Below are 23535 nucleotides of genomic sequence, written 5' to 3' on the forward strand. Positions count from 1 at the left end.
GCGTGTTGTCGGCCCTACGCATGACCGTGCGGCGGCCCTCGCCGCCACGCTCTACGCCTGCACACTGCTGCACCCGTTCGCGGCCGCCCTTGTCCGCGCCGCAGCCCGGTCGGTCTGGTCGCCGAAGCGACCGTGTGCGGGCTGCTCCAGACCATGGCCCGGGGAGACAACCTCGTCCTCGAACCTGCGAAGCGCACCGGCCGGGCTGAGGGATGGGCGTCCCCGGCCTTCTCCACCAGTGAAGGGAGGGGGGTGGTCAGCCGGCCGTGCGGGCCTCGGCCATCAAAGCCGTCACCCCGTGACGGGGACGGTAGCCGAGTACCGCGCGCGCCCGCGCCGACACGTACACCCGGTCGATCGACGTCGGCAACGCCCATCCGTGCCGACCGAACCCAGCTGCTACCTCAGGGGCCCGCCGCGTGATGAGCGCGGCCGGATCGTGCCGCAACTGCCCACGGTCCTCGACCCGCCACGGATACGGACCGGCGATGTTCAGCACCCCGGCCGCCTCGTGGGGGCCCAGGACGGCGAGCAGGTGAGCCTCTGTCACATCGGCTATGTCCACACCCCGGTAGAGCCGGTGCCGGGCCTGGACCGCCGGCGGTTCGGGGAAACACCGGGCGATGCGCAGACACACCGTGCTCATCGCGCCCGCCGCGGAGAGCACCAGGTCCTCGGCCGCGAGTTTCGTCTCGTCGTAGATATCGCGCGGCCGGCAGGCGACGTCCTCGGTGACCCAGACCGCCTCGTCCACCGGCTCCAGCGCGTACCCGTACACCGAGGTCGAGCTGGTGTAGACGAAACGGCGCACCCCCGCGGCCGACGACGCGTCCAGCAGGTCCCGGGTCGCCCCGACGTTGATCTCACGGAACTCCTCGTCCGGGCGTACACCGACGTGAGGCGCGTGCAGGGCCGCTGTGTGGACGACCGCCTCGGCCCCGGACAGTGCGCGGCTCCACGCCGCAGGGTCGCGCAGGTCCGCCACCACGGACGTGTCGGGCGACGGCAGTCGATCGACACCGACGACCGAGCATCCCGCAGCCCTGAGGGTGCGCGCGATCGCCGAGCCGACCAATCCCGCGGCCCCGGTCACCACGACATGCCTCGACTGCTGCGACATGAACACCCTCCCTGGGCGAGCTGGACGGCACGGCACACCGCCTTGAGCGTAAAACCTTCTGGTGGCTGGGATCTGGGAGCTGGGGCCCGTTCGGTCCCACGGAGACGGTGATGGTCGCGCTGCTGGGGGCGGCAGACGTCCTGTTCCGGCCTTCCTTGATCACCGCGTGTGGTGCAGTGCTGACCGGTTGTCAGTGCCTGCTGTCACCATGGGCGGTCCTGGTCATTCGCTTCGAGGGGGAGGCTTGTATGCCTTGGGTACGGGACTACGTGCGCTCTGATGGGACGCCGGTGAGGGGGCACTCGCGGTGGGCCCCGGGCGCCAGACGGGAGATGACAGTCTTGGCCTTGTTCGCGTTAGCCGTCATGGCGTTGGGCAACGGCAGCGGCAACGTGTCGGCGGGGCGTGGAGGTGCGGCTCCGCGGTCGCAGTCGACGGTGGAGTATCCGATCCGGTTCGACGACGCCCCGCCGTCACGGATTCAACAGCCGCGGCCCACGGTGTCGTACCCGGTCCGGTTCCCGGAGACGGAGGGGAACCGGTGACGCGTCGGCGGCCGGCGACGCGTCGGCGTACGCGGCGCACAAGCAAGCGGCGGCAGCAGCGGGATGCTCAGCTGATCGCGTTTGCTGTGGTGGCGACGGCGGCCATCGGCCTGGTGGTGATGGTGGTCAACTGGCTGCTGTCCCACTGGTGGGTGCTCCTGGTCGCCCTGGTGCTCGCCGTGCTCGCGGGCGTCGGCTTGCTCTGCAAACGGCAGCAGCAGGCCCGCTGGGATGCCGTCCGTGCGCAAGGTCTGCGCTACGGGCTGCCCGACCTGGACGTGCTGCATCACGCCAAGTTCGAGGAGGCGATACGGGACCTGATGCGCCGGGACGGCTGCCGGGACGCCCAGCGGGTCGGCGGGGGCGGCGACCTGGGCGCGGACGTGAAGGCCACGGACCCGCTCGGGCGGCGCTGGGTGATCCAGTGCAAGCACCGCCGCCACGGCGTCCGAGGATCGGCGGTGGGCACGCCGGATCTGCAGGTCCTCAACGGGACGGCCCGGCCGGTGCACGGGGCGGACGTCGCAGTGATCGTGACGAACGGCCGGGTGACTGCGCCGGCGGTGGACTTCGCCAAGCAACAGCGGCTGCACGTGGTGGACCGCCAGACGCTGGCTGTGTGGGCGTCGGGCTCACGGCCACTGTGGGAGTTGCTACGGGCCGTTCCACCCCCCAGGCGGCCAACGTCACCTTCCCACCCGTCCTCGTCGGCGTAGGTACGGAGCGGCAGCCGCGCGCCGGCCGCGGAATCGCGCAGTTCCTCGAGGCAGCGGGCCGGCGGCACGCGCAGCGTCGGCGGCGTCGCGAGGAAGCACTCCCGGCATCGGTCGAGCCAACGGGGGCCGTGGTCCGGCTCGTGGATCACACCGCTGGTGCGGGACGACTGGCCCGGAGGGAGGCCGAGGCGACGCCCAGTTTGCGGGCGGCCTCCTCGGAGTGAAGATTGAGCGTTTCTCAGCGAAGGCTGGTGACCGGAGGGCCCTGTCCCAGGCCCCGACGGATCGCGGTCTCCACGGGTGAGTACGCGCCGTCGGCCCGCTCCAGTTCGTACGGCGCGGCCGGCATCAGCGGCGGCTGGGCCATGAAGCGCGGTCGCACCCCATGGTGCGGTTGCGCCGCGTGCACCAGGAACGGATGGCACAGGAAGACGTCGCCCGGGGATCCGGTGGCGAGGGCGAGTGGCCGGTGGTCGGACGCCGTCACCAGATCGGGCGTGAGGGTCAGCCCGCTCGCCCCGTCCTCCCCGTACTTCTCCAACACCTTTGGCGCGTCGAGGTGTGAGCCGACTCGGATCCGGGTCGGGGCGTCCTCCTCACCGACCTCGCTGAACAGGAACAGCATCAGCAGCGCCCGGCCCCGGGAGCGCAGATTTGTGAAGTACCAGCTCTCGCCCTCCGGTAGATAGCTCCCCTCGATGTGCCAGCCCGCGTCGCCCGGTTCCTCCTCGTGCGGGAAGCGCAGCGGGAAGGTGCCCAGCGAGTAGCGCGGCTCCCAGCGTCCCGCGCCGACGAGCAGGTCGTACGCGCGGTGCAGGGCCGGGGAGTTGGGTGCGGCGGCAAACGGCCCCTGCGCCATGCCGGCCACCCAGCGCACGGGCTGCGTCCAGGTCGCTTGATCGTCCGGGTCGCAGCCCGTCTCTCGCCACAGCAGCCGCGCGCAGTCCGCGGCCACGCGCGGCGCGACAGCGCCCTCCAACTTCACGAAGCCGTCGTGGAGGAAGCGGGATACCAAGGTCGTGTCATCCATGCCCCCAGCGTGCGGCGACGTAGGTCCCGCTCACCCGACATTCCCCGTACCGCCTTTGTCGGGTGTTCACCGAGCCGCTTCTGCCGATCAAGGAAGCGGAGAACGGGTGCGCTGGCCCATGCGGACGACCGGGATGCCTTCGTCACTGGAACGCCGGCGCCAACCCGTCCGACGGCTGTAACACGGGCGCCGAGGTCCTGATCTCCGAGGCCGTCGCCCCCCTGTGGTCGGCCCTGACTGCCGTCTGACGGGTGGGAGCTGGGGCATGTTCGGGCGGAGGTTCCTGAACCCCGGCGAACCCGGGCGGGGGTGAGCTTCCCGAGCCCAGCCGGCCTTTCCGAGGGGCGGAGGAGATCCGCGGCCAGTGGCCGGGCGAGGCGGAGCTGGAAGATCAGTCGCGAGACACCCGCTCAGCCCAGCACCCGCCCAAGGAAGCCGCGCAGGTAACCCGCGACGACGTCCAGGTGGCTCTCCAGCAGGAAGTGACCGCCGTTGACCAGGTGCACCTCCGCGTCCTTTGCGTCGCGGGCGAAGGCCCGCGCGCCGGCCGGGCCGAAGATTTCGTCGTTGCGGCCCCAGACGGCGAGCACCGGCACCTCGCTGGTGCGCAGGAATTCGTGCAGCAGCGGGTAGAGCGGACGATTGTTCTGATAGTCGCGGAACAGTGCCAGCTGGACCTCGTCGTTGCCCTCGCGGGAGACGAGAGCGAAGTCGTGCTCCCAGGTGTCCGGGCTGACCAGGCTCGGGTCGGGCACGCCGTGCACGTACTGCCAGCGGATGGCGTCGACGCTCAGCGCGGCGCGGACGGCTGGTTCGGTGTCGGGACCGGGGTTCGCCCCGTAGGCCCAGACGTCGGTCCAGAACGACTCGACGAAACCGTCCTCGTAGCCGTTGCCGTTCTGGGTGACGAGGGCGGAGATCCGTTCGGGGTGCTTGAGCGCGAGGCGCCATCCGATGGGGGCGCCGTAGTCCTGGACGTAGAGGGCGTAGCGGTCCAGGCCCAGTTGGTCGAGCAGTCCGGAGGTGAGTTCGGCGAGGGCGTCGAAGGTGTAGGTGAACTCCCCTACGCGGGGGGCGTCGGAGTGGCCGAAGCCGAGGTGGTCCGGCGCGATGACGTGGTAGTCGTCGGCCAGCAGCGGGATCAGCTCGCGGAACATGAACGAGCTGGTCGGGTAGCCGTGCAGCAGGACGATCGCGGGGGCGTCGGCGGGGCCGGCTTCGCGGTAGAAGATCTCGTAGCCGTCGACGGTGGCGGTCCGGTGGTGTATCGAGCTCATGTCTAACCCCTTTGAGTCTTTGATCCGGTTAGCCACTCGTCATGCAAGCACGGCATGGACTAACCTGTCAAATGACTCGATCTGGTTAGAGGGAGAGCGGTACCCGATGGACACGCTGCTGGACCTGCTCAACAGCAGGCCACTGGTCAACGGCGAGGAACAGGACGCGCTCGGCGACCCGGCCGGAGGTAGACGCTGGGCGCGGGAGCACGGCGGCGACGGCAGCCTCGCGGAACTGGCGCTGCTGCGCGAGGCGCGGGACATCCTGCGGGACGTAGTGCGCGGAGAATGCTCGCCCGCCGCGTTGAGCCCGCTGCTCGAAGGGGTCCACCAGATCCCGGAGATCACTTCGGATGGTCTTCAGTGGACAGTCAAGACTCCGCCGCACACCCGGCTGGCCGTCGAGGTGGTTCTCGCCTGGGCCGCCACCGAGGAGCAGCTGCCCGGTCGGCTACGCCCCTGCGCCAACGACGAGTGCCAGTTGTTCCTGCTCGACCGCAGCCGCGCCAACCGCGCCCGCTGGTGCTCGATGGCTGTCTGCGGCAACCGCGAAAAGGCACGCCGCCACTACAAACGCACCCGCTGAGCTTGGTCTTGGCCGGCGCCGCTGGCGGGTGTGTGTGGGACGGGCAGGCCGTTAACGAGCGCCTCGCTGCGCAGCCCCACCCACACGCCCGCGGCCATCAGCTCCGACGTGCAGCTCTGCCCACTCCAGCCGGGTCACCTGTCCCGGTGGCGTCGACTCGCCTGCGAGTGGGTATCCGACGCCTGCGTCGGATATTCCTCACCGGCTGCGTACGCAGATAAGAGGTCCTGACAAAGGGATCGAACGTGCCGGTGCGATTGCCTTGTTCAGGTACTGCTCAGCATCATGGCCCACAGACTCAACAGTCCGAGCGACGGTCCAATAGACGTCAATCGCCAACGATCGTAAATCGATCTTTTTTGGGCCGCTCCCAGAGATGCTGGGAGCCAAAAAACAATGTCAGCATGGAGTTTCAAGCCACACATCCGATGCCTGGATGAACTCGACGACTGGTTAGCCGGGGTTGAGGCGAAGAGGACGAGCGGCGGATCGGGGCGAGGGAGAGTTGCCAGATCCGGGGTGAAAGTCGCTCGCGCCTGGGTGCCGCTTCTGATGTTGTGAGCGGCACGAGGTACTCGGGACTCGAGGGGCGGGCTGTGACGGACGACGGATGCATCTTTTGTGCAATAGCGAGAGGTCAGGCGGACGCCAGCATCGTCCACGAAGACGAATCGGTGATCGCTTTCATGGATCTCCAGCCGGTCACCCCAGGCCACTTGCTGGTCATCCCCAAGGCACATGCGGTGGGCCTGGAGGATCTCCAGGAGGACGCCGGCGTGCAGGTCTGGAAAGTTGCGCATCAGCTTGGACGCGCACTGCGCCGATCAAGCTTGCGATGCGAGGGCGTCAACCTGTTCCTTGCGGACGGGGAAGCAGCCTTCCAGGAGGTTTTCCACGTTCATCTGCATGTCTTTCCCCGCTTCGCAGGTGACCCATTTCGTATCGATGCTGACTGGCGCGTCGCGGAACGAGACCAACTCGACAAGATGGCTGCTGCCGTCCGTGGCGGCCTCGCAGCTCTCGACGCCGGGCAACCTACGAACGCCGATTCCCGGGGCCGCTGGCCCTCACCGGCCCGTGTCCTCTCGGCGAAGGCCGTCGAGGATGACGTTCATCAGGGGCCGGGCCGTTGATTCCCATTCATCCCGGTCCAGTCGGCCGAGGTAGGCGATGAGCAGGAGGACCCCGTGGGCGTCCACGTCTGTGCGAATGGAACCGGCTGTTTTCCCGGCGTCCAGCAGGTGACCGAGGGCGCCTTCGATGGGGTTGTGGCTGTGGGCGACAAGGTCCTGCCACGCCACCGGCTCGAGTGCCGCCAGGACGCCGTACTTGATCTCGGCGTAGTCGATCACCCGGTAGAGCCAGTGACGCAGGGCTTCCACGGGCTCGTGTTCCGCCAGAAGAGCGGAGGCGGCGGTCACGAGTTCTTCGACGTCGCGCCGGTAGACCTCGGCGAGGAGCGCTTCGCGGTTGGGGAAGTTCCGGTAGAGCGTTCCCTGTCCCACGCCGGCGCGCTTGGCGATCTCGTTGAGGTGGACGTGGCGGGACTCGGCGAGGGCCGCGCGGGCGGCCTCGAGGATTCGGATCCGGTTCTGCACGGCATCCGGGCGGCGTGCTGGCGCGCTCATGGGTCTCTCCTGATGTTCCGCCTCTGGCAAGTGGACACGTGTCCGGTAGGGTGAATCACGCACCGGACACGTGTCCACTTTACTTGGAGGCAGTCGTGCTTTCTCTCGACGGCAAGATCGTCGCTATCACCGGAGCGAGTGGCGGCATCGGCGAAGCCACGGCCCGTCTGCTCGCCCGGCGCGGCGCCGCGGTCGTCCTCGCGGCGCGCCGCAGCGAGCGCATCGACGCCATAGCACGGAACATCCGGGAGGAGGGGGGCCGTGCTGCGGCGTGCGTCGTCGACGTCACCAAGGCCGAGGACCTGCAGCGCCTGCTCTCCATCGCCGTCGACCAGTACGGCCGTCTTGATGTGCTGGTGAACAACGCAGGCATCGCTCCGATCAGCCCGCTGGCCGACCTCGACACCGAAGGCTGGTCGGCCATGATCGATGTCAACCTGCGCGGCATGCTCAACGGCGTCGCCGCCGCGCTGCCCGTCTTCCGTGAGCAGGGGTCGGGCCACCTGGTCAGCATCGTCTCCGTGGCCGGCCTGTCGTCTGTGTCCCCCTCGATGGCCGTCTACGCCGCGACCAAGAACGCGGTGCGCACGGTCCACGAGGGGCTGCGTGCGGAGTCCGCCGACGGGGCGGTGCGTACGACAGCCATCTCGCCGGGATACGTCCGCACCGATCTCGCCGACTCCATGGCGGACCCGCACATCCGCGAGCAGACACGCAAGAACATGGACGCGATGGGCATCCCTCCGGCGGCGGTCGCCCGCGCGGTGGCCTTCGCCATCGAGCAGCCCGGCGACGTCGAGATCGGCGAGATCAACGTTCGCCCCACCGTCCAGGCGTGAGATCTGCTGTCACCGGTCTGGTGAGACGGCCGTCAGTCGCTTGCGCAACACCATGCCCACTCTCCGGCCCAGCTCTTGTTTTGCCTATCGAGTTTCGATAGATTCCCATCGCAACTCGATGGAGGGATGGGTCGTGGGAAAGCTGACAGTCCGTGCGCTGCGTGCCGTGCTCGCGGTGTTGCTCGTCGGCACCGTGTTCGTGCAGGCGCTCATGGTGTGGGCGTTGGTCAGTGGGAGTGACCCGGAGGACGGGTCGCTCCCACTGACCCCGTTGCGTGTGATCACGATCCTGGGCATGGTGTCGGTCCAGGTCGCCCTGGTCTGCGTATGGCGGCTGGTGACGATGGTGCGACGCGGAACCGTGTTCTCCTACGCCGCCTTCCGGTACGTGGACGTCGTGATCGGCGCGATCGTGGCGGCTGCCCTCGTGTGGTTCGCGGTCACGGGCCTCAATGCGCCGGGCCAGCGGGACGACCCGGGCGTCACCGTCATCATGGGCGGGGTTGGCGTGGCCATCCTGGGGGTCGCGCTCATCGTGCTCGTGCTGCGGATGCTGCTCGCCCAAGCCGTCGCACGCGACGCCGAAGCGGCGCAGATGCAGGTCGAGTTGGACGAGGTGATCTGAGTCGGTCGCCGTGGAGTTCGACGTGATGCTGGACGCGCTGTTCGCCGCCGTCACCGTGTACGGGCTCGCACCCGAGGCGGTGGTTATCGGCAGGCCGCCGTCGTGGGGAGCCTGTTGTCACGGCACAGCTCGTTCTGGGCACCTACCGGTGCCGGGAGATCCCGGAGGCGACTGCCCGTGCGGCCCCGGCGTCACCCGCCCCATCGCATACGGACCCAGGTGACTGGGCCGACGATGCCGTCGTAGTAGCCGCAGTAGTACTGGACGCCCATGTCGGCCCGCGCCAACGCCTCGTGGACGTGGTGAGAGCAGGGCAACGCCGGGCCGCTGTTCGGAACCTCCGCCGCAGACCAGGTGACCGGACCGGAGGTGCGGCGGTAAGAGGACCAAGGTGTGTCAAGCACCGCGACCGCGCCTCAAGTTGGCGGGCGAGCAACGCGTCCGTGAAGGCGAAGCGGTTCTCCCGCGAGGGGATTTCGTTCCACTGTTCGCGAATCCGTGACGCCTGCCTACCCCTGGACGCGCCGGCCTCAGCAGTGCTCGCTGCCTGCGGCGGGGGCGGTGGGGCTGGCCTGGGCTTCGTCGGCGCCGTGCTTGACCACGTCGCAGGTGTGCTGGAACTCGTCGGTGAGCCGGGTGGCCCGTTGGCACGGCTCTGCGTTACACCCTCACCGTCGACCAGGCCGGCCTCGTCGAATACAACCTCCGCAACGCAGGGCTACGGCTGAACTCCCGTGGGGACGACGGCGGTTGAGTGGCGCCCTCTACGTAGGATGGTCCCACTTGCCTAGGTCAATGATTCGTCCAGGTACGGCGCGGGGGAGCCCCCGTACTAAACGATTGGGTAGCCAGTGCTTCTGAAAACGTTCGGCTGGTCGTTCGCGGTCACCGCGCTCGGCCTGGTCGCGGCGGTGTTCTACGGGGGGTGGACCGGCTTCGGGATCGTGGCGATCCTGTCCATCCTGGAGATCTCGGTGTCCTTCGACAACGCCGTGGTCAACGCCGGGATTTTGAAGAAGATGAATGCCTTCTGGCAGAAGATCTTCCTCACCATCGGCGTCCTGATCGCGGTCTTCGGCATGCGCCTGGTCTTCCCGGTCGTGATCGTCGCCGTCAGCGCCAAGATCGGCCCGATCGAAGCGGTACGGCTCGCGCTCGACGACAAGGACAAGTACCAGCAGCTGGTGACCGACGCCCACCCGTCGATCGCCGCCTTCGGCGGCATGTTCCTGTTGATGATCTTCCTCGACTTCATCTTCGAGGACCGGGACATCAAGTGGCTCGGCTGGCTGGAGCGCCCGCTCGCCAAGCTCGGCAAGGTCGACATGCTCTCCGTCTGCGTCGCGCTCATCGTGCTGCTCGTCTCCGCGATGACCTTCGCCACCAACGCCCACCAGCACGGCGGCATCCATGCGGACAAGGCGGAGACCGTTCTGATCGCCGGCATCGCGGGCTTGATCACCTACCTGATCGTCGGCGGCCTCTCCGGCTACTTCGAGAACAAGCTCGAGGAAGAGGAGGAGCGCGAGCACGAGGCCGAAGAAGAGGCCAAGAGGAGCGGCAAGAAGGTCCCGGCGGTCGTGATGGCCGGCAAGGCCGCGTTCTTCCTGTTCCTCTACCTGGAGGTCTTGGACGCGTCCTTCTCCTTCGACGGCGTCATCGCCGCCTTCGCGATCACCAACGACATCGTCCTGATGTCGCTCGGCCTCGGCATCGGCGCGATGTACGTCCGCTCGCTCACGGTCTACCTCGTCCGCCAGGGCACCCTCGACGACTACGTCTACCTGGAGCACGGCGCGCACTACGCGATCGGTGCCCTCGCCGTGATCCTGCTCGTCACCATCCAGTACGAGATCCACGAGGTCATCACCGGCCTCGTCGGCGTCGTCCTGATCGCCTGGTCTTTCTTCTCCTCGGTCCAGCGCAACCGCAGGCTGGATGAATGAGTCCGATGTTCTAGGTGGTCGAAGGCGATCAAGGACCGCTTGATCTTGGCGCCGGTGGGTCCAGTTGTGCCAGACGCCGACTGCGAGGGCCGGCCACTGGCGGACAGGGGCGAGACGGCCGTGCCGGGCCGTTCTCTGCCTGTCATGCGGCGGTACACCCCGCTCCGCACCACTGTCCCACTCGGATTTCTGGACGTTGATTACTGTGACTGGTGGACTCTGTCCTGCCTTTCATCGGGGAGAGGCAGGAGGCAAGCCATTCCAGGACTCGTGAGACGGCGAGGAGGGACATGCTGAGCGAGACGGTGTTCCGGAGCGATGATCTGCCGGCGGCGGACCGATTCGACTGCTGGCGCGAGCTGGTCAGTCGGACCCATGCTCCGCTGGAATTACGCAGTGACCATCGGGCGGATTTTCGGGCTTCTCAACGTGTGCTGGACCTCGGTGCTGTATCGGTGTGGCCCACCACGTTCCAGCCGGTGTGCTTTCGGCGGTCGCCGAAGCTGATCCGGCAGTCCGACCCCGAGGGGCTGCATGTATCTCTGCCGTTGAGCGGGGCGCTGCGCACAGTGCGGGGTGAGGAGGAGACCGAGTACGGTCCGGACAGCCTGTGTGTCGTCGACACGTCGCGCACCGTCGACGTCCATGGGGGCGATGGCTCTCTTCCGCATTCGGGAGTCGGGCTGGAGGTCCCGAAGGCGCTGTTGCCTCTGCCGCGGAACCGGCTGGACCACGTGACCGGACTGCGATTGTCGGTGCGGGAAGGATTCGGCGCCTTGCTGAGACAACTGCTCACTCAGCTGGCGCGAGGCACCGATGCGTACCAGCCCGCCGATGGGCCGCGGCTCGGGTCAGTAGCGGTCGACCTGCTGTCAGCGCTGTTCGCCCAAGCCCTCGAAGCGGAAAACTCCCTTCCACCGGAAACTCGACAGCAGGCTCTCGTTGTGCGCATCCGTGCGTTCGTGCGGGATCATCTTCACGACCCGAACCTGAACCCCGGCGCCATCGCTGCGGCGCACCACATATCCCGCAGCTACCTGTATCGACTCTTCGAGCACGAAGAGCAGTCGATCTCCGCCTGGATCCGTGGACAGCGCTTGGAATGCGCCCGCCGCGACCTCGCGGAGCCCGCCCTAGGGGCCACCCCCATCCACGCTGTCGCCGCCCGCTGGGGCTTCCCCCGGGCCGCCGACTTCACGCGTGCCTTCCGCTCCGCTTATGGCATTCCCCCAAGGGACTACCGCCAGGGAGCGCAGGGCTTCCCCGAGTAGACGCAAGACCAATCAGGTGTGGACTCTCCGCTGACGAAATGCTGTTGGGCACCCGGCAATCTGCTGATGACGGTAATTCAGATGCGATCCCGGAGAGAAAGTTGATCAAGCGCCTGGCTCTCCGCGCAGTCAGGCAGTCCCACGGGGGTGGATTGTGAAGTCACGCAAGATCCGCGGCGCGGTCGGAGCTTCTCTGCTGACGGGCGCGCTCCTGTCCGCAGGCCTCATCGCCGCTCCGTCCGCGAGCGCCGCGGTGTACTGTCCCGGCGGTACCAGGCGACCCAGGTCATCAACTGGGCCTCGACCACTGGGGGCAACGGCTTCGGAAAGAAGTTCAACTACTTCCGCGGCACGGTCTGGGTGCAGAAGAACGACCAGAACAAGTGCAGCGCCACCAGGTCCCCCAGGGTCAACGCGAACGAGTCCGGCACGGGGACCTCGTAAGACGCCGTCGGCGAAAGCCGCTGGCCTGGAGGACGAGCTGGCGGATTGCCGCCGCGCGTCCTGGTCGGGTAAACCAGGCCACACGGCACCGGCCCTGGACGTGCCGAAACGTACCTCGATCGACTCGGCAGGCCTGATCCGACTCAAGCGCAGCATCCAGTCGTACCCCACCCTGTGTGCAGGAGTGGGCTCCTCCTGGTAGGAGGAGCCCACTCCATGGGGTGGATGAGGGGTTATTCCGTGCGCAGGCCCGCCGGGCGCATCATGCGCAGCAGCGGCGGCAGGCTGAGCAGCGTGACCATGCCGACCACGGTCGCGCCCACGCCGGTCATGGTGAGCACGCTCGCCCAGTCCATGGTCACCGGTGTACGGGTCATCTTCAGCAGCACTGCGCCGAGGGTGACGCCCACCGTCGTGGCCAGTACGAGACCGAGTCCGACCGGGAGGGCTGTCTGCCACAGCACGGACAGGCTCAGCGTGCGGCGCCGGGTGCCGAAGGCGACCAGCGCGGAGAGCAGCCTCTTGCGTTCGCGCAGCTGTTCCAGCTGGGAGACCAGCAGACTCGCTCCGATCAGTGCCAGCACGAAGGCGGAGCCGACGAACAGGCCGGTGCGGATGGAGGTGTACTTGACGTTCTCCTGGGTCGCCGACCAGCCGAAGGTCTGTGCCAGGGGGTCGATGCGGGCGGCGACGTTGCGTACGTACTCCCGTGAGTCCGGCACCGAGGGATCCAGACGCAGGTAGACACCGTCCGAGGACACCGCGGGTGCGGCCTTGGCGGGCAGGGCGGCGGGGGTGACCAGCAGACTGGTGTAGTCCTGCAATGAGTCCTTGCGCACGTTCACCTCCCGAATGTTCACCGGAACGGTCCACGGCACCTCGAGGCCGCGTTCGGCGCCGTCGTACGACGGGTCGATGTAGAGCTGCCGACCGGGCTTCACCAGGGCGATCTCGGATGCGTTGCTGGGGTCCGAGTAGCCGCTCCGCGTCCGCGTGATGAACACGTCACCGTCCTTGCAGGAGGGCAATGTGGCGAGTTCACGCAGGGCGGCGCAGTTGCCCACGGTCAGGCCGTTGCTGTTCTCCGGGTCGCGACGTGAGTCCCCGTACTGGGAGCGGGCCAGGGCCACCGCGGCCCGGACACCCTTGGTGCCGGTGAATTCGCGCTCGATGCCGGACAGCGGCTTGGGGCCGCTGAGGTCGACCTGCATCTGGACCCGGCTGGGGTCCTGGCCGGTGTTCTCGGTGTACTGGCTCTGCGTTCCCGTGAAGAGCATCTGCAGCGCGATGGCCCCGGCCACCGCCACGGCGATGCCGTTGACCATGCGGGCGGCAGTGCCGCTGCTCAGCTGCAGCCGTCGCACGGCCAGCTGCCAGGACAGCGGGCCCTTGCCGAGCCGGACGACGACCGTCTCCACGACCCAGGGCAGCAGGGCGGTGATGCCGATCAGCAACATCAGGACGCCGCCGATGACGAGGTACTGGTTGAAGTTTCCGTTCTTGTGGCCCTGTCCGATCATCGGGTAGAGCATCCCGAGGCCGGCCAGAGTCGGCAGCAGCCGCCACCACAGCCGGCGGCGGCTCTGCTTGGCCGCGCGCACGACACCGAGGGGTTCGACGACCACGCCGCGCATCGCGAGCAGCGTGACCAGCACCGCGGCGACCGGCACCGCCACCGCGACCAGCGCGGCGAGCGCGGGAGTGGGGTCCAGGTAGCTGGGCCAGACGCTCACGCCCAGCAGCTCGCCGGTGCCCAGCTTCTGGCGGCCGAGCAAGAAGAAGCAGGTGCCCACGGTCAGGCCGAGCAGGGCTCCGGCCAGCGCCTCGCCCGCCGCGATCCTCCGGGTCATCCCCCGGTCGGAGCCGACCAGGCGCAGCGCGGCGAGGCGGCGGTCGCGGCGTTCGCCGCCGAAGCGGACGGCGGCGGCGATGAACACGGCGACCGGCGTCAGCAGCACCACGAACACGACCAAGACCATCAGCAGCAGCACCGGGTCGGTCTTCTCGGGCGTCGCGTCCGGTTTGCCGAACGTGGCCAGCCGCGTCACCAGGGAGGAGTCCGTGAGCTTCAACCCCGAGGCGCCCGCGTAGTAAGCCAGTTCGTGCGAGCCGATCAGCCCGCTCTCGCCGATCGTGCCGGTGACCTTGTACGGCAGGCGCTCCCGCAGCAGTTTCGCGTCGTCCGAGTCCAGCAGGTCCTTGAGCGCGGGGGAGACCACCATCTCGCCCTCACCCGGGAAGCGGTCGACCCCCGGGGGCAGCGGCGCCCGCCTGCCCTCGGGTTCGACGAACCGGCCCTGGATGTCGTCGTCGTGCCAGGTGGTGTCGGCGTCGGCGATCAGGAGAGTGTTGTCGGCCTTGGGCGGGACCGTCTGGGAGTACACGTTGGCGTAGCGGGCGTCCTCCACCTTGCTGCGCGAGGCGAACACGTTGGGCATCGCGGCGCACAACAGGAGCAGGGCCACGCCGAGGCCGACGCCGACCGCTGTCAGCGTCACTCGGACCCAGCCCTCACGGCCGCCGGTGACGGCGAACCGGGCTCCCATGGCCAGGTCTCTGGACCAGTGGCGCGGACTCATATGGCGCGCTCCATGTCCCGGGACCTGCCGTCGCGTACGACGATCTCGCGGTCGGAGTAGGCGGCCACCCGCGTCTCGTGGGTGACGAGGACGACGGCGGCGTTGGTGGAACGGGCCGCGTCGGTGAGCAGTTCCATCACGCGCTCGCCGTTGTAGGAGTCGAGCGCGCCGGTCGGTTCGTCGGCGAACAGCACCCGGGGGCCGGTGACCAGCGCGCGTGCCACGGCGACGCGCTGGCCCTGGCCGCCGGAGACCTCGCCGGGACGCTTGCTCTTCAGGCCGTCGACCTCCAGACGCTCCATCCAGCCGAGCGCCGCCCGCTCGGCTTCCTTGCGGGAGGTGCCGTTCAGCCTGAGCGGCAGGGCGACGTTCTCCACGCAGGTCAGTTCCGGCACGAGCTGCCCGAACTGGAACACGAAGCCGAACTCGGAGCGGCGCAACGAGCTGCGTTGGGCGTCGCTCATCGTCGTCACCTCGCGCCCGTTGTAGGTGATCGACCCGGAGTCGGGCGGCAGGATGCCCGCGAGGCAGTGCAGCAGCGTCGACTTACCGGAGCCGGAGGGGCCCATGACGGCGACGACCTCGCCGGGGTGGATGGAGAACTCGGCGCCGTCGAGGGCGTGGGTGTGCCCGTAGGTCTTGCGCAGGTCCTGCGCGGTGAGCAGGGAACCAGGGGGAGACGTCGTCATCGGGCCACAACCTCTCGGAGTCTGTCGAGTCGGGCGGCGGTCAGTTCCAGCCAGCGCAGGTCCGCCTCGAGGTGGAACAGGGCGTGGTCGCAGATGAGCTGGTCGGCCAGGTCGCCCTTGCGCTTGCGGTCGGTCAGGATGCGCATGCTGCGCAGGTGCTCGGAGCGTTGGGTGTCGAGGATGTCGGCGGCGTCGCGGTGGGTGAGCAGCGCGAGGACGACTTTGGTGTAGAGGGTCGACTGGAGGTAGTCCTCCGGCTTCTGCGGTGTCGCGAGCCAGTGCTCGACGTCGGTGATGCCGGCGTCGGTGATCGCGTAGCGCTTGCGCTCCGGGCCGCCGCCGGCCTCGATCCCGTCGACCTCGACGAGGCCGTTCTTCAGCAGACGGGACATCGTCGAGTAGACCTGGCCGTAATGCAGCGGCCGGTCGTGACCGAACGTCCCGTCGAAGGCCCGCTTCAGGTCGTAACCGTGCCGCGGGCCGGACTCCAGGAGCCCTAAAAGAGTGTGACCGATGGACATGCCGAGCACTATACACGCCGTGTATACGCTGAGTGTGTAGCTCATGGCGGGCGCCACGACCCGCCAGGCGGTGCTCGCCCGGGGTGGCCCATGACGTCCCCCATGACCAGCAAGGGCGGGAATCGGCCAGGGGAATCGAGTCGTACCAGTCGCCGCCGACGAGGACGCTGCGGCCGGAGGGGAGGTAGCGGGCGGCCACTTCCACAGCCGGGTGGGGGGTGCTGGGTTCGTGCAGAAGAGCCCGCTGGAGCTCCAGCGGCTCTGCTCGGTGCTGCGCTCAGGCGGCCAGGACGTCCCGCAGCTCCTGGACGGCGCGTTCGTGGTAGTGCTGGGCGGGGATCGTCTCGTACTGGTCTGGGCGCGGCGGTGGGCCAGGCCGGTGCGGTGGCCGTCCGGCAGAGCCGTGAGGACGGCGACCCTATGGCGGCAGGCCGGCTGGGAGGGCTGGGGCCGTGCTCCGGAGAGGGCGACGCCGACACGCTCTACGCCTGGGCCCTGCGTCTGACGGCCTCGGATGCCTACGGCGGCTGAACGGGCCGGACGGGCGGCGGCCGCCTAGGCTGGAAGCGGACGATTCCCCTTTGTCGGAAGGGGGCGCCATGGCTCCCCTCTGGAAGGCGGGCGCGGCTCTTGCGGCGCTGCGCGAGGAACTCAGCGGCGATGTGTTCAGCCCGCAGGACGCGGGCTACGACGAGGCCCGGGCCGTCTTCAACGCCATGATCGACCGGCGGCCCGCAGCGATCGCGCAGTGTGCCGACGCGGACGACGTGGTGCGGGCCGTGCGGTTCGCCAGGGAGCTGGACCTGCCCGTCGCGGTACGCGGCGGCGGCCACAGCGTGGCGGGCATGGCGACGAACGACGGCGGCGTGGTGGTCGATCTGCGCCGCATGCACGCGGTGTCCGTGGATCCGGCGGGGCAGGCGGTCCGGGTCGCGGGCGGGGCCACGATGAGCCATCTGGACCGGGCCACCGAGCCGCACGGGCTGGCGACGACCGGCGGCCGGGCCTCCACCACGGGCGTCGGCGGCTTCGTGCTGGGCGGCGGCACCGGCTGGCTGGACCGCTGCTGCGGGCTCGCCGTCGACAACCTGCTTGCCGTTGAACTCGTCACCGCTGACGGCGAACGCGTCCACGCGAGCGCCGACGAGAACCCGGACCTGTTCTGGGCGCTGCACGGCGGTGGCGGGAACTTCGGCGTCGCTACGGCGCTCACGCTGCGGCTGCACGAACTGCCCGAGTTCTCCATGGCGTTGGTGCTGTACCTCCCGGAGCACGGCCCGGAGGCCGTCCGCACCTTCCGCGAAGTGATCGCGACGGGGCCCGACGAGGCGGGTGGCGGCGTCATCTACCTGACCGCCCCGCCGGAGGAGTTCGTGCCGGAACACCTCGTCGGCCGACTGGCGTGCGGTGCGCTGCTCACGTACGCCGGCAGCGAGGACGACATGCGCAAGATCGCCCAGCCCCTGCTGGCGCTGCCGCACGAGGCCGAGGTCGTCGGCGCGATACCGTACGCCGATCTCCAGTGCATGATCGACGACCCGCCGGGGATGCGGAACTACTGGTCGGCGGAGTACCTGACGGGGGCGCCGGACGACTTCGTGGACGTCTTCTGCTCCCTTGCCGAGTCCGTGCCCGTGCCGACCGGCACCCAGCATGTGCTGTTCCCGCAGGGCGGTGCGATCGCGGCCGGGCCGCCCGAGTACCCGGTGCCCTACCGGGACGCGCCCTGGGCGGTGCATCCCTTCGGAATCTGGGAGGACCCGGCGGACGACGAGCGGTGCAGGCAATGGGTGCGGGACGTACGCGCCGGCACGCGGCCGTGGAGCACCGGTGCCGTCTACCTCAACTTCATCGGCGACGAAGGCGACGAGCGCGTGGTGGAGGGGCTGGGCGCGGAGAACACCCGGCGGCTGGCGGAGCTGAAGCGGCGCTACGACCCGGACAACGTGTTCCGGTTCAACCACAACATCACGCCAGCTGGAGGGCCGTGAGCGTGCGCTCCCCGCCGGTCGTCCTCCCCGGCCGGCACTGGGGCGATCCCGTCGAGCCCGGCGCCTCCCTCACAGAACCAGGGAAGCCGTCGTCGCCATCTCCGCCCTCCCTCCTGTTCCGGAGGGCACATCCAAAGAGCCCCGTGGGCCAGGTGCCTGCCGCACAACGCGACCCGGCCCGGGCCCCGCTCCTCTAGAGGACCAGGGCCTGGGCCGGGCGGTGTGGCTGTGCGTCAGGGCGTGGGCGTCAGACCCGGGTGAGGCGGACCGCCACCGTCTCGCTGACCGTTACCGGCTGGTCGTAGTCCGGGTCCGTCGCCGTCGCGCGGCCCTCGACCTCGACGTCCCCCTTCTGGAAGGGGACCGAGCCGGTGGGTACGGCCGTACCGGTCCAGGCGACCGGGGCGCCCGGGGTGCAGGACACGGACGTGGAGAAGGAACCGCGGATGAGGTCCCGCTTCTTCACCTGCGTGACGTCGCCCGCCACGGTCACCTGCACCGGCTTGTTGCAGCTCACCGTGCCGTGGAAGGTGGCCTTGCCGTTGAGGGAGCTCGCGGTGCCGTCCAGGGCGATGTCGAGGCCCAGGCCGAGTTCGGCCGGCGGGGCCGGGTTCTCGATGTGGACCTCGCCGCGCGCGGCCGAGGTGCCTCCCTCGCAGTGCTGCACGAAGGTGGCGTCGAGCTTCTTCACGTAGCCCTGGGGGCCGAACTCCACTGCGGAGACGGTGAAGGTGCCGGTGAGCTGGTTGCAGCCGCGGCCGTTGCCGCTGAGCGACAGGCCCGGTTCGGTCCCCTCGTTGAACGGGTAGCGGGTGGCTCCCGTGTAGGTCCCGGGCGTCAGGGCCTTGCCGGACGGCGCCGCCAGGTTCAGGGTCCACCAGTCGCCGTTCGCTCCGTCGACGGAGACGGTGACCACCCTGTTGTCGGTGTTGCCGGAGATGTTCATACGGTCCTCGGACGCCGTCGCGTAGGCGTAGGACTGGCCGCCGCTGATGTAGTCGTCCTCGTCGCCGCTGAAGCTGAAGGAGCCCCCGGTGACCGGCAGGGCGTGCGCTTCGGTGCCGGAGAGCAGGCCAGTGGTGCCGGTGGCCATGGCCAGCGCCAGCGCGAGGGTGGCGGTGGCACGGGCCAGGACACGTCTGGGCAGGCTGAGGTTCATGGATGTTCCCCCTGGTGAGATGACGTAAGCCCCCGTGCGCCGACGTGATGCTTCCGCGTGCGTGTTCGCACGCTTGTCCGCGTGTTTCCGTCGGCGAGGCGAGTCTGCCAACCAGAAGGATGTGCGACAACTGTGTTTCAGGTGTGATGAGTTGATGTTTCAGCCAACACGAGGTGTCAGCGTCGTAAGTCGGACATGCGTGGCCTCCGTGCCTCAGGTCGCCGTGTAACCGAGATGCGAGCCTTGCGGGAGATCACTGGTGTTGTCGCCTCCCCCTGCCCCCGGTACCGAGCAGCGCAGCGCGTTCACCATGCCCGCGCCGCGGAGGGGAACCGACGAAATGGGGCTCATGGGGTGACGGAATGCCTGGGGTGGGTCAGCGGGCCGGACGGCCGCAGTTGACAGCGGCCGGCCAACCACGCTTCGACTCACTTCTCACGGCTCGCTGTTCGCCCATGCCTTGCTCCGACGAGGAACTCGCGGGACCGGTCGCTCAAGTCGCACAAGTCCGGCAACCGGTTCCTCCACTCCCGTCGTCTGGGCAGCGTGCCCGCTTCGGCGCATAGGCCGACGGACGAGGCGACGGTCCACGCAAGCCGCCTGAGGCCCGCCCGGTAAAGCCTTCGGCCAAGCGCTGGAGGACTTCAGCGGCGACGAGCTCACCGTGATCGAGCGTTACCTGCGACGCACCACCAATGTCGGCACCGAACAGACCGCACGCCTGCGCAGTGGCTGATCCGGCAGCAGGCGTGCGCCGTCGGTGTGGTGGCGGACGGCCGGACCTGCCGGGGAGGCGGTCGGAGGAAGGCCGATCCACGCGTGCGCGGTGAACAGGCCGTCCACCGCCGTCCCGCGTGAGCCCTGTCTCACCTGGGCAGTGCCCCTTGGCTATGCAACGAGTTGCATAAGAGGATCGACGTATGGCGCTCGAGCACGCGATCCTCGTCTCCCTGCTGGAGAAGCCGGGCTCCGGCTATGAGCTGGCCCGGCGGTTCGAGCGCTCCATCGGATACTTCTGGACCGCCACGCACCAGCAGATCTACCGCGTTCTCAAGCGCATGGAGAGCGAGGGCCTGCTCGCCGTCCGTGAGCTGTCGCAGCAGAGCCGACCGGACAAGAAGGAGTACTCCGTCGTCGGCCCCGGCCGCGCCGCCCTCTCTCAGTGGCTGCACGAACCGATCCAACCCGAGAGCATCCGGCACGACCTCGCGGTGAAGATCCGCGGCGCGGCCTTCGACGACCCGTCTGTGCTGATCCGTGAGGTCGAACGGCACCGCCAGGTGCACAGCGACCGGCTCGCGCACTATGTGGCGGGGGAGCTGCGCGACTTCACCGGCCCGGCGTCCCCCACCCCGCTCGACGCCGGTCAGGAACTCCAGCATGTCGTGCTGCGTGGCGGCATCGCGTACGAGCGGATGACGATCGCCTGGCTCGACGACGTACTCGCCACCCTCCGCCGGCTCGGCACGTCACACCCGCACGCCTGACCTGCCGGCCACCGCCGCCCGGGCCCCGCGACCTTCAGACCCGCACCCTCCACCCTCAACCCTCGGAAGGCGAACCTTCATGGCCGACCCCCTCCTCTTCAACCCCCGTACGTACGACCCGGCGCAGTTCGATCCCGAGACCCGCAGGCTGCTGCGTGCCACCGTCGACTGGTTCGAGGACCGCGGCAAGCGCAGGCTCATCGAGGACTACCGTTCCCGCGCCTGGCTGGCCGACTTCCTCGCGTTCGCAGCCAAGGAAGGGCTGTTCGCCACCTTCCTCACCCCGGCGTCCGCCGCCGGACACAAGGACCAGCGCTGGGACACGGCCCGGATCGCCGCCCTCAACGAGATCTTCGGCTTCTACGGTCTCGACTACTGGTACGCATGGCAGGTGACCATCCTCGGTCTCGGACCGGTCTGGCAGAGCGACAACACCGCGGCCCGCACCCGCGCGGCGGAACTCCTCACCCAGGGCGAGGTGTTCGCCTTCGGCCTCTCCGAGAAGACCCACGGCGCCGACATCTACTCCACCGACATGCTGCTGACGCCGGACGGCAACGGCGGCTTCACGGCCACGGGCTCCAAGTACTACATCGGCAACGGCAACGCCGCCGGGCTCGTCTCGGTCTTCGGCCGACGCACCGACATCGAGGGCCCGGACGGCTACGTCTTCTTCGCCGCCGACAGCCGCCACTCGGCGTATCACCTCGTCAAGAACGTCGTCGACTCCTCGAAGTACGTCAGCGAGTTCCGCCTCGAGGACTACCCGGTGGGCCAGGACGACGTCCTGCACACGGGCCGCGCCGCCTTCGACGCCGCCCTCAACACCGTCAACGTCGGCAAGTTCAACCTCTGCACCGCCTCGATCGGCATCTGCGAGCACGCGATGTACGAGGCGGTGACCCACGCGCACAACCGGATCCTGTACGGCCGCCCCGTCACCGCATTCCCGCACGTACGCCGCGAGCTGGCCGACGCGTACGTCCGCCTCGTCGGCATGAAGCTGTTCAGCGACCGCGCCGTCGACTACTTCCGCTCCGCCTCGCCGGACGACCGCCGCTACCTGCTCTTCAACCCGATGACGAAGATGAAGGTGACCACGGAGGGCGAGAAGGTCATCGACCTGATGTGGGACGTGATAGCCGCCAAGGGCTTCGAGAAGGACACCTACTTCGCCCAGGCCGCCGTCGAGATCCGGGGACTGCCCAAGCTCGAGGGCACGGTCCACGTCAACCTCGCGCTGATCCTCAAGTTCATGCGCAACCACCTCCTGAACCCCGCCGAGTTCGCGCCTGTACCGATCCGCCTCGAAGCGGCCGACGACACGTTCCTCTTCGAGCAGGGACCGGCCCGCGGCCTCGGCTCCGTACGCTTCCACGACTGGCGCCCCGCCTACGACGCATACGCCGACGTGCCGAACGTCGCCCGCTTCCGGGAGCAGGCCGACGCCCTGTGCGAGTTCGTCACCACCGCGGCCCCCGACGAGGAACAGAGCCGCGACCTCGATCTTCTCCTCGCCGTCGGCCAGCTCTTCGCGCTGGTGGTGCACGGCCAGCTGATCCTGGAGCAGGCCCGCCTGACGGACCTCGACGAGGACGTGCTCGACGAGCTGTTCTCCGTCCTCGTCCGCGACTTCTCCGCCTTCGCCGTCGAACTGCATGGCAAGGACTCCGCCACTGTGGATCAGCAGCGCTGGGCGCTCAGTGCCGTCCGGCGTCCCGTCGTCGACGAAGCACGTTCGGGGCGCGTCTGGGAGCGTGTGGAAGCACTGTCCGGGGCGTACGAGATGGCGCCGTGACAGCCCGCCACGGGGGCTCGTCGACATGTGACGGTCAGGGCCACCGGGAGCAGTAACGCTCGCACCGTGGCCGTGCCGGCGTCTCGTATCTCTACCGTCACCAGCCCCGGGCCCGCGTTCAAACGGAATTCCGTCTCTGCGAGATACGGAGGACCGCACCCCGATTGTTCGGAGTGCGGTCCTCGAGGGGCGCTGCGGGGCAGGTGACCGCTAGCTCCCGGACGGGGCGCCGGATGTGCGGGAACCGGAGCGGCCCGGCTTCGGCGGGGCCCATGTGGGCTTGGCCGTCGCCTCGGCCGGGTCGGGCTCGGCGAGGGTGAGTCCCCACGAGTCGTCCTCGCCGACGCGGGCCTCGATCTCCTTGATCTGGTTGCTCTTGGCGAAGTACAGGACCACGACCTGCCGCACGGAACCCTCGTCGTAGAACTCCGCCGTCACGTCTCCCTTGGCGGCGGCGCCGAAGGCTTTGACCCAGTTGCGGGCCGTGGCATCGGCGTGCGTGTCGTCGACGGCGAGAGCGGCCAGCCCGTCGGCGTCACGGTCGGCGAGCCGCCACACTGCCTTCTGCACCGTCTCGAGACTTCCCGTGGAGGGGTAGCCGACGACCCGCAGCGGCCGGTGATTGCTGTAGTCCGTCTGATACGTCAGGGACTCGTCGTCCGACGCGCAGCCCGTCAGAAGCGTGCCCGCGACGACGGCGGACAGCGCGAAGCCGGTGAGCCTTGTCTTGCGTGCCATGGTCAGGACCTCGACTTCGGACGGAGGGTGGTGACCCGCTCGACGTAGTTGGGCTGGGGCGCGACGACACTCATGTCCTCACCGGCTATGAGCCTCGGCGACGGTGTAGCAGCTGCCGCTGCACGCCGGCCACGACTCGGCCGATCAGGCAGGCGATCCCCGCGCTGCCGACGGCGATGGTCCAGGCGCGGGCGGAGAGACCGTCACCGGGCGGGGTGGAGTTGAAGTAGAGCCAGCCGCTCAGCCCCAGCAGCACGCCGACCATCAGTCCGACACCCGACGGCAGGCTCAAGAGCCCCCCTGTGAACATGATCGCTCGCACCTGGCCGTCGGAACGCGGTGTTACATACGCCATGGTGATCACCCTAGGCGAGGGTAGGGAGAAAGCCGGACGACGGTAGCGACAGCGCGGCCCGCACCCGGTATTGATCACGTCGAACATGAGGCGCACAGGCGTTGTTGCCTTACGGGAGTGCCTTGTTGCCGAGGCGCTCCCGACGACACCTACGTCAATCGCGGGTCGTGAAGGTATGGCAGGTTGCCCCC

21 protein-coding genes and 1 pseudogene are annotated in these 23535 nt (G+C 68.8%); 11 read left to right on the top strand and 11 right to left on the bottom strand.

From position 1 onward, the window contains the following. Nucleotides 1-256: 256 nt before the first annotated feature. Nucleotides 257-1120 carry an NAD-dependent epimerase/dehydratase family protein gene (locus OHU35_RS40860; protein ID WP_405509034.1) on the bottom strand — a complete coding sequence of 288 codons (864 nt, stop codon included), beginning with the start codon at nt 1118-1120 and terminating at the stop codon, nt 257-259. Nucleotides 1121-1661: 541 nt separating this feature from the next. Between OHU35_RS40860 and OHU35_RS40865 the strand changes: the two genes are divergently transcribed. After that, nucleotides 1662-2381 (top strand): restriction endonuclease, encoded by a 720-nt coding sequence (locus tag OHU35_RS40865; RefSeq protein ID WP_405509036.1) that lies wholly within the window; start codon nt 1662-1664, stop codon nt 2379-2381. Between the two features lie 238 nt (nt 2382-2619). Here the strand turns inward: OHU35_RS40865 and OHU35_RS40870 are convergent, their stop codons facing one another. Continuing rightward, the gene (locus OHU35_RS40870) at nt 2620-3411 is read right to left on the bottom strand and encodes a phytanoyl-CoA dioxygenase family protein (protein WP_189730146.1); all 792 of its coding nucleotides are present in this window, start codon (nt 3409-3411) and stop codon (nt 2620-2622) included. A gap of 140 nt (nt 3412-3551) precedes the next feature. On the opposite strand from OHU35_RS40870, the pseudogene OHU35_RS40875 reads away from it, so the two are divergent. Then, a pseudogene (locus OHU35_RS40875) lies at nt 3552-3673 on the top strand (HNH endonuclease); the annotation flags it as partial. Between the two features lie 148 nt (nt 3674-3821). On the opposite strand, the gene OHU35_RS40880 reads toward OHU35_RS40875, so the two are convergent. Continuing rightward, nucleotides 3822-4688 carry an alpha/beta fold hydrolase gene (locus OHU35_RS40880; protein ID WP_405509039.1) on the bottom strand — a complete coding sequence of 289 codons (867 nt, stop codon included), beginning with the start codon at nt 4686-4688 and terminating at the stop codon, nt 3822-3824. A gap of 106 nt (nt 4689-4794) precedes the next feature. Between OHU35_RS40880 and OHU35_RS40885 the strand changes: the two genes are divergently transcribed. Together OHU35_RS40885 and OHU35_RS40890 are read left to right on the top strand one after the other, a co-directional pair. Continuing rightward, nucleotides 4795-5274, top strand: a complete 480-nt coding sequence (locus OHU35_RS40885) for a CGNR zinc finger domain-containing protein (RefSeq protein WP_359895848.1) — start codon at nt 4795-4797, stop codon at nt 5272-5274. 596 nt (nt 5275-5870) lie between these two features. Then, nucleotides 5871-6407: an HIT family protein gene (locus tag OHU35_RS40890; RefSeq protein WP_405509040.1), complete on the top strand. Its 537-nt coding sequence runs from the start codon at nt 5871-5873 to the stop codon at nt 6405-6407. Here the strand turns inward: OHU35_RS40890 and OHU35_RS40895 are convergent. After that, on the bottom strand, nt 6342-6902 hold the full coding sequence (locus tag OHU35_RS40895; protein ID WP_189730141.1) for a TetR/AcrR family transcriptional regulator: 561 nt from the start codon (nt 6900-6902) through the stop codon (nt 6342-6344). The genes OHU35_RS40890 and OHU35_RS40895 overlap by 66 nt on opposite strands. A 95-nt stretch (nt 6903-6997) precedes the next feature. Between OHU35_RS40895 and OHU35_RS40900 the strand changes: the two genes are divergently transcribed. Further along, nucleotides 6998-7741, top strand: a complete 744-nt coding sequence (locus OHU35_RS40900) for an SDR family oxidoreductase (protein WP_405509042.1) — start codon at nt 6998-7000, stop codon at nt 7739-7741. A gap of 133 nt (nt 7742-7874) precedes the next feature. Continuing rightward, a complete protein-coding gene (locus tag OHU35_RS40905; protein ID WP_189730137.1) occupies nt 7875-8366 on the top strand; it encodes a DUF2975 domain-containing protein in 492 nt (163 codons plus the stop codon). Nucleotides 8367-8557: 191 nt separating this feature from the next. Here the strand turns inward: OHU35_RS40905 and OHU35_RS40910 are convergent, their stop codons facing one another. After that, a complete protein-coding gene (locus tag OHU35_RS40910) occupies nt 8558-8770 on the bottom strand; it encodes a hypothetical protein (RefSeq protein WP_359895844.1) in 213 nt (70 codons plus the stop codon). A gap of 447 nt (nt 8771-9217) precedes the next feature. On the opposite strand from OHU35_RS40910, the gene OHU35_RS40915 reads away from it, so the two are divergent. Beyond that, nucleotides 9218-10312, top strand: coding sequence for a DUF475 domain-containing protein (locus tag OHU35_RS40915; RefSeq protein ID WP_405509044.1), 1095 nt, complete (start codon nt 9218-9220; stop codon nt 10310-10312). 290 nt (nt 10313-10602) lie between these two features. After that, the gene (locus OHU35_RS40920) at nt 10603-11583 is read left to right on the top strand and encodes a helix-turn-helix domain-containing protein (protein ID WP_359895842.1); all 981 of its coding nucleotides are present in this window, start codon (nt 10603-10605) and stop codon (nt 11581-11583) included. 677 nt (nt 11584-12260) lie between these two features. On the opposite strand, the gene OHU35_RS40925 is transcribed toward OHU35_RS40920, so the two are convergent. Genes OHU35_RS40925 through OHU35_RS40935 form a run of 3 tightly spaced genes read right to left on the bottom strand, consistent with a single transcriptional unit; the run spans nt 12261 to nt 15816 of the window. Further along, nucleotides 12261-14606: an ABC transporter permease gene (locus OHU35_RS40925; RefSeq protein WP_405509046.1), complete on the bottom strand. Its 2346-nt coding sequence runs from the start codon at nt 14604-14606 to the stop codon at nt 12261-12263. After that, nucleotides 14603-15295 carry an ABC transporter ATP-binding protein gene (locus OHU35_RS40930; RefSeq protein ID WP_189730130.1) on the bottom strand — a complete coding sequence of 231 codons (693 nt, stop codon included), beginning with the start codon at nt 15293-15295 and terminating at the stop codon, nt 14603-14605. Before OHU35_RS40930 ends, OHU35_RS40925 begins: the two co-directional genes overlap by 4 nt. Continuing rightward, complete coding sequence (locus OHU35_RS40935) at nt 15292-15816, bottom strand: PadR family transcriptional regulator (RefSeq protein ID WP_405509048.1); 525 nt, start codon at nt 15814-15816, stop codon at nt 15292-15294. Before OHU35_RS40935 ends, OHU35_RS40930 begins: the two co-directional genes overlap by 4 nt. A 599-nt stretch (nt 15817-16415) precedes the next feature. Here OHU35_RS40935 and OHU35_RS40940 point away from each other — a divergent pair. Then, nucleotides 16416-17807 (top strand): FAD-binding oxidoreductase, encoded by a 1392-nt coding sequence (locus OHU35_RS40940; protein WP_189730126.1) that lies wholly within the window; start codon nt 16416-16418, stop codon nt 17805-17807. A gap of 247 nt (nt 17808-18054) precedes the next feature. On the opposite strand, the gene OHU35_RS40945 is transcribed toward OHU35_RS40940, so the two are convergent. Beyond that, complete coding sequence (locus OHU35_RS40945) at nt 18055-18966, bottom strand: hypothetical protein (protein ID WP_405509049.1); 912 nt, start codon at nt 18964-18966, stop codon at nt 18055-18057. A gap of 920 nt (nt 18967-19886) precedes the next feature. On the opposite strand from OHU35_RS40945, the gene OHU35_RS40950 reads away from it, so the two are divergent. Continuing rightward, nucleotides 19887-20453 (top strand): PadR family transcriptional regulator, encoded by a 567-nt coding sequence (locus OHU35_RS40950; RefSeq protein ID WP_189730120.1) that lies wholly within the window; start codon nt 19887-19889, stop codon nt 20451-20453. A gap of 79 nt (nt 20454-20532) precedes the next feature. Further along, nucleotides 20533-22251, top strand: a complete 1719-nt coding sequence (locus OHU35_RS40955) for an acyl-CoA dehydrogenase family protein (protein WP_405509051.1) — start codon at nt 20533-20535, stop codon at nt 22249-22251. A 210-nt stretch (nt 22252-22461) separates the two neighbouring features. Here the strand turns inward: OHU35_RS40955 and OHU35_RS40960 are convergent, their stop codons facing one another. Continuing rightward, a complete protein-coding gene (locus OHU35_RS40960) occupies nt 22462-22989 on the bottom strand; it encodes a hypothetical protein (RefSeq protein WP_189730117.1) in 528 nt (175 codons plus the stop codon). A gap of 85 nt (nt 22990-23074) precedes the next feature. After that, a complete protein-coding gene (locus OHU35_RS40965; protein WP_189730115.1) occupies nt 23075-23344 on the bottom strand; it encodes a hypothetical protein in 270 nt (89 codons plus the stop codon). Nucleotides 23345-23535: the final 191 nt, after the last annotated feature.

The organism is Streptomyces purpurascens, assembly GCF_045040895.1.
Classification (GTDB): Bacteria; Actinomycetota; Actinomycetes; order Streptomycetales; family Streptomycetaceae; genus Streptomyces; species Streptomyces purpurascens.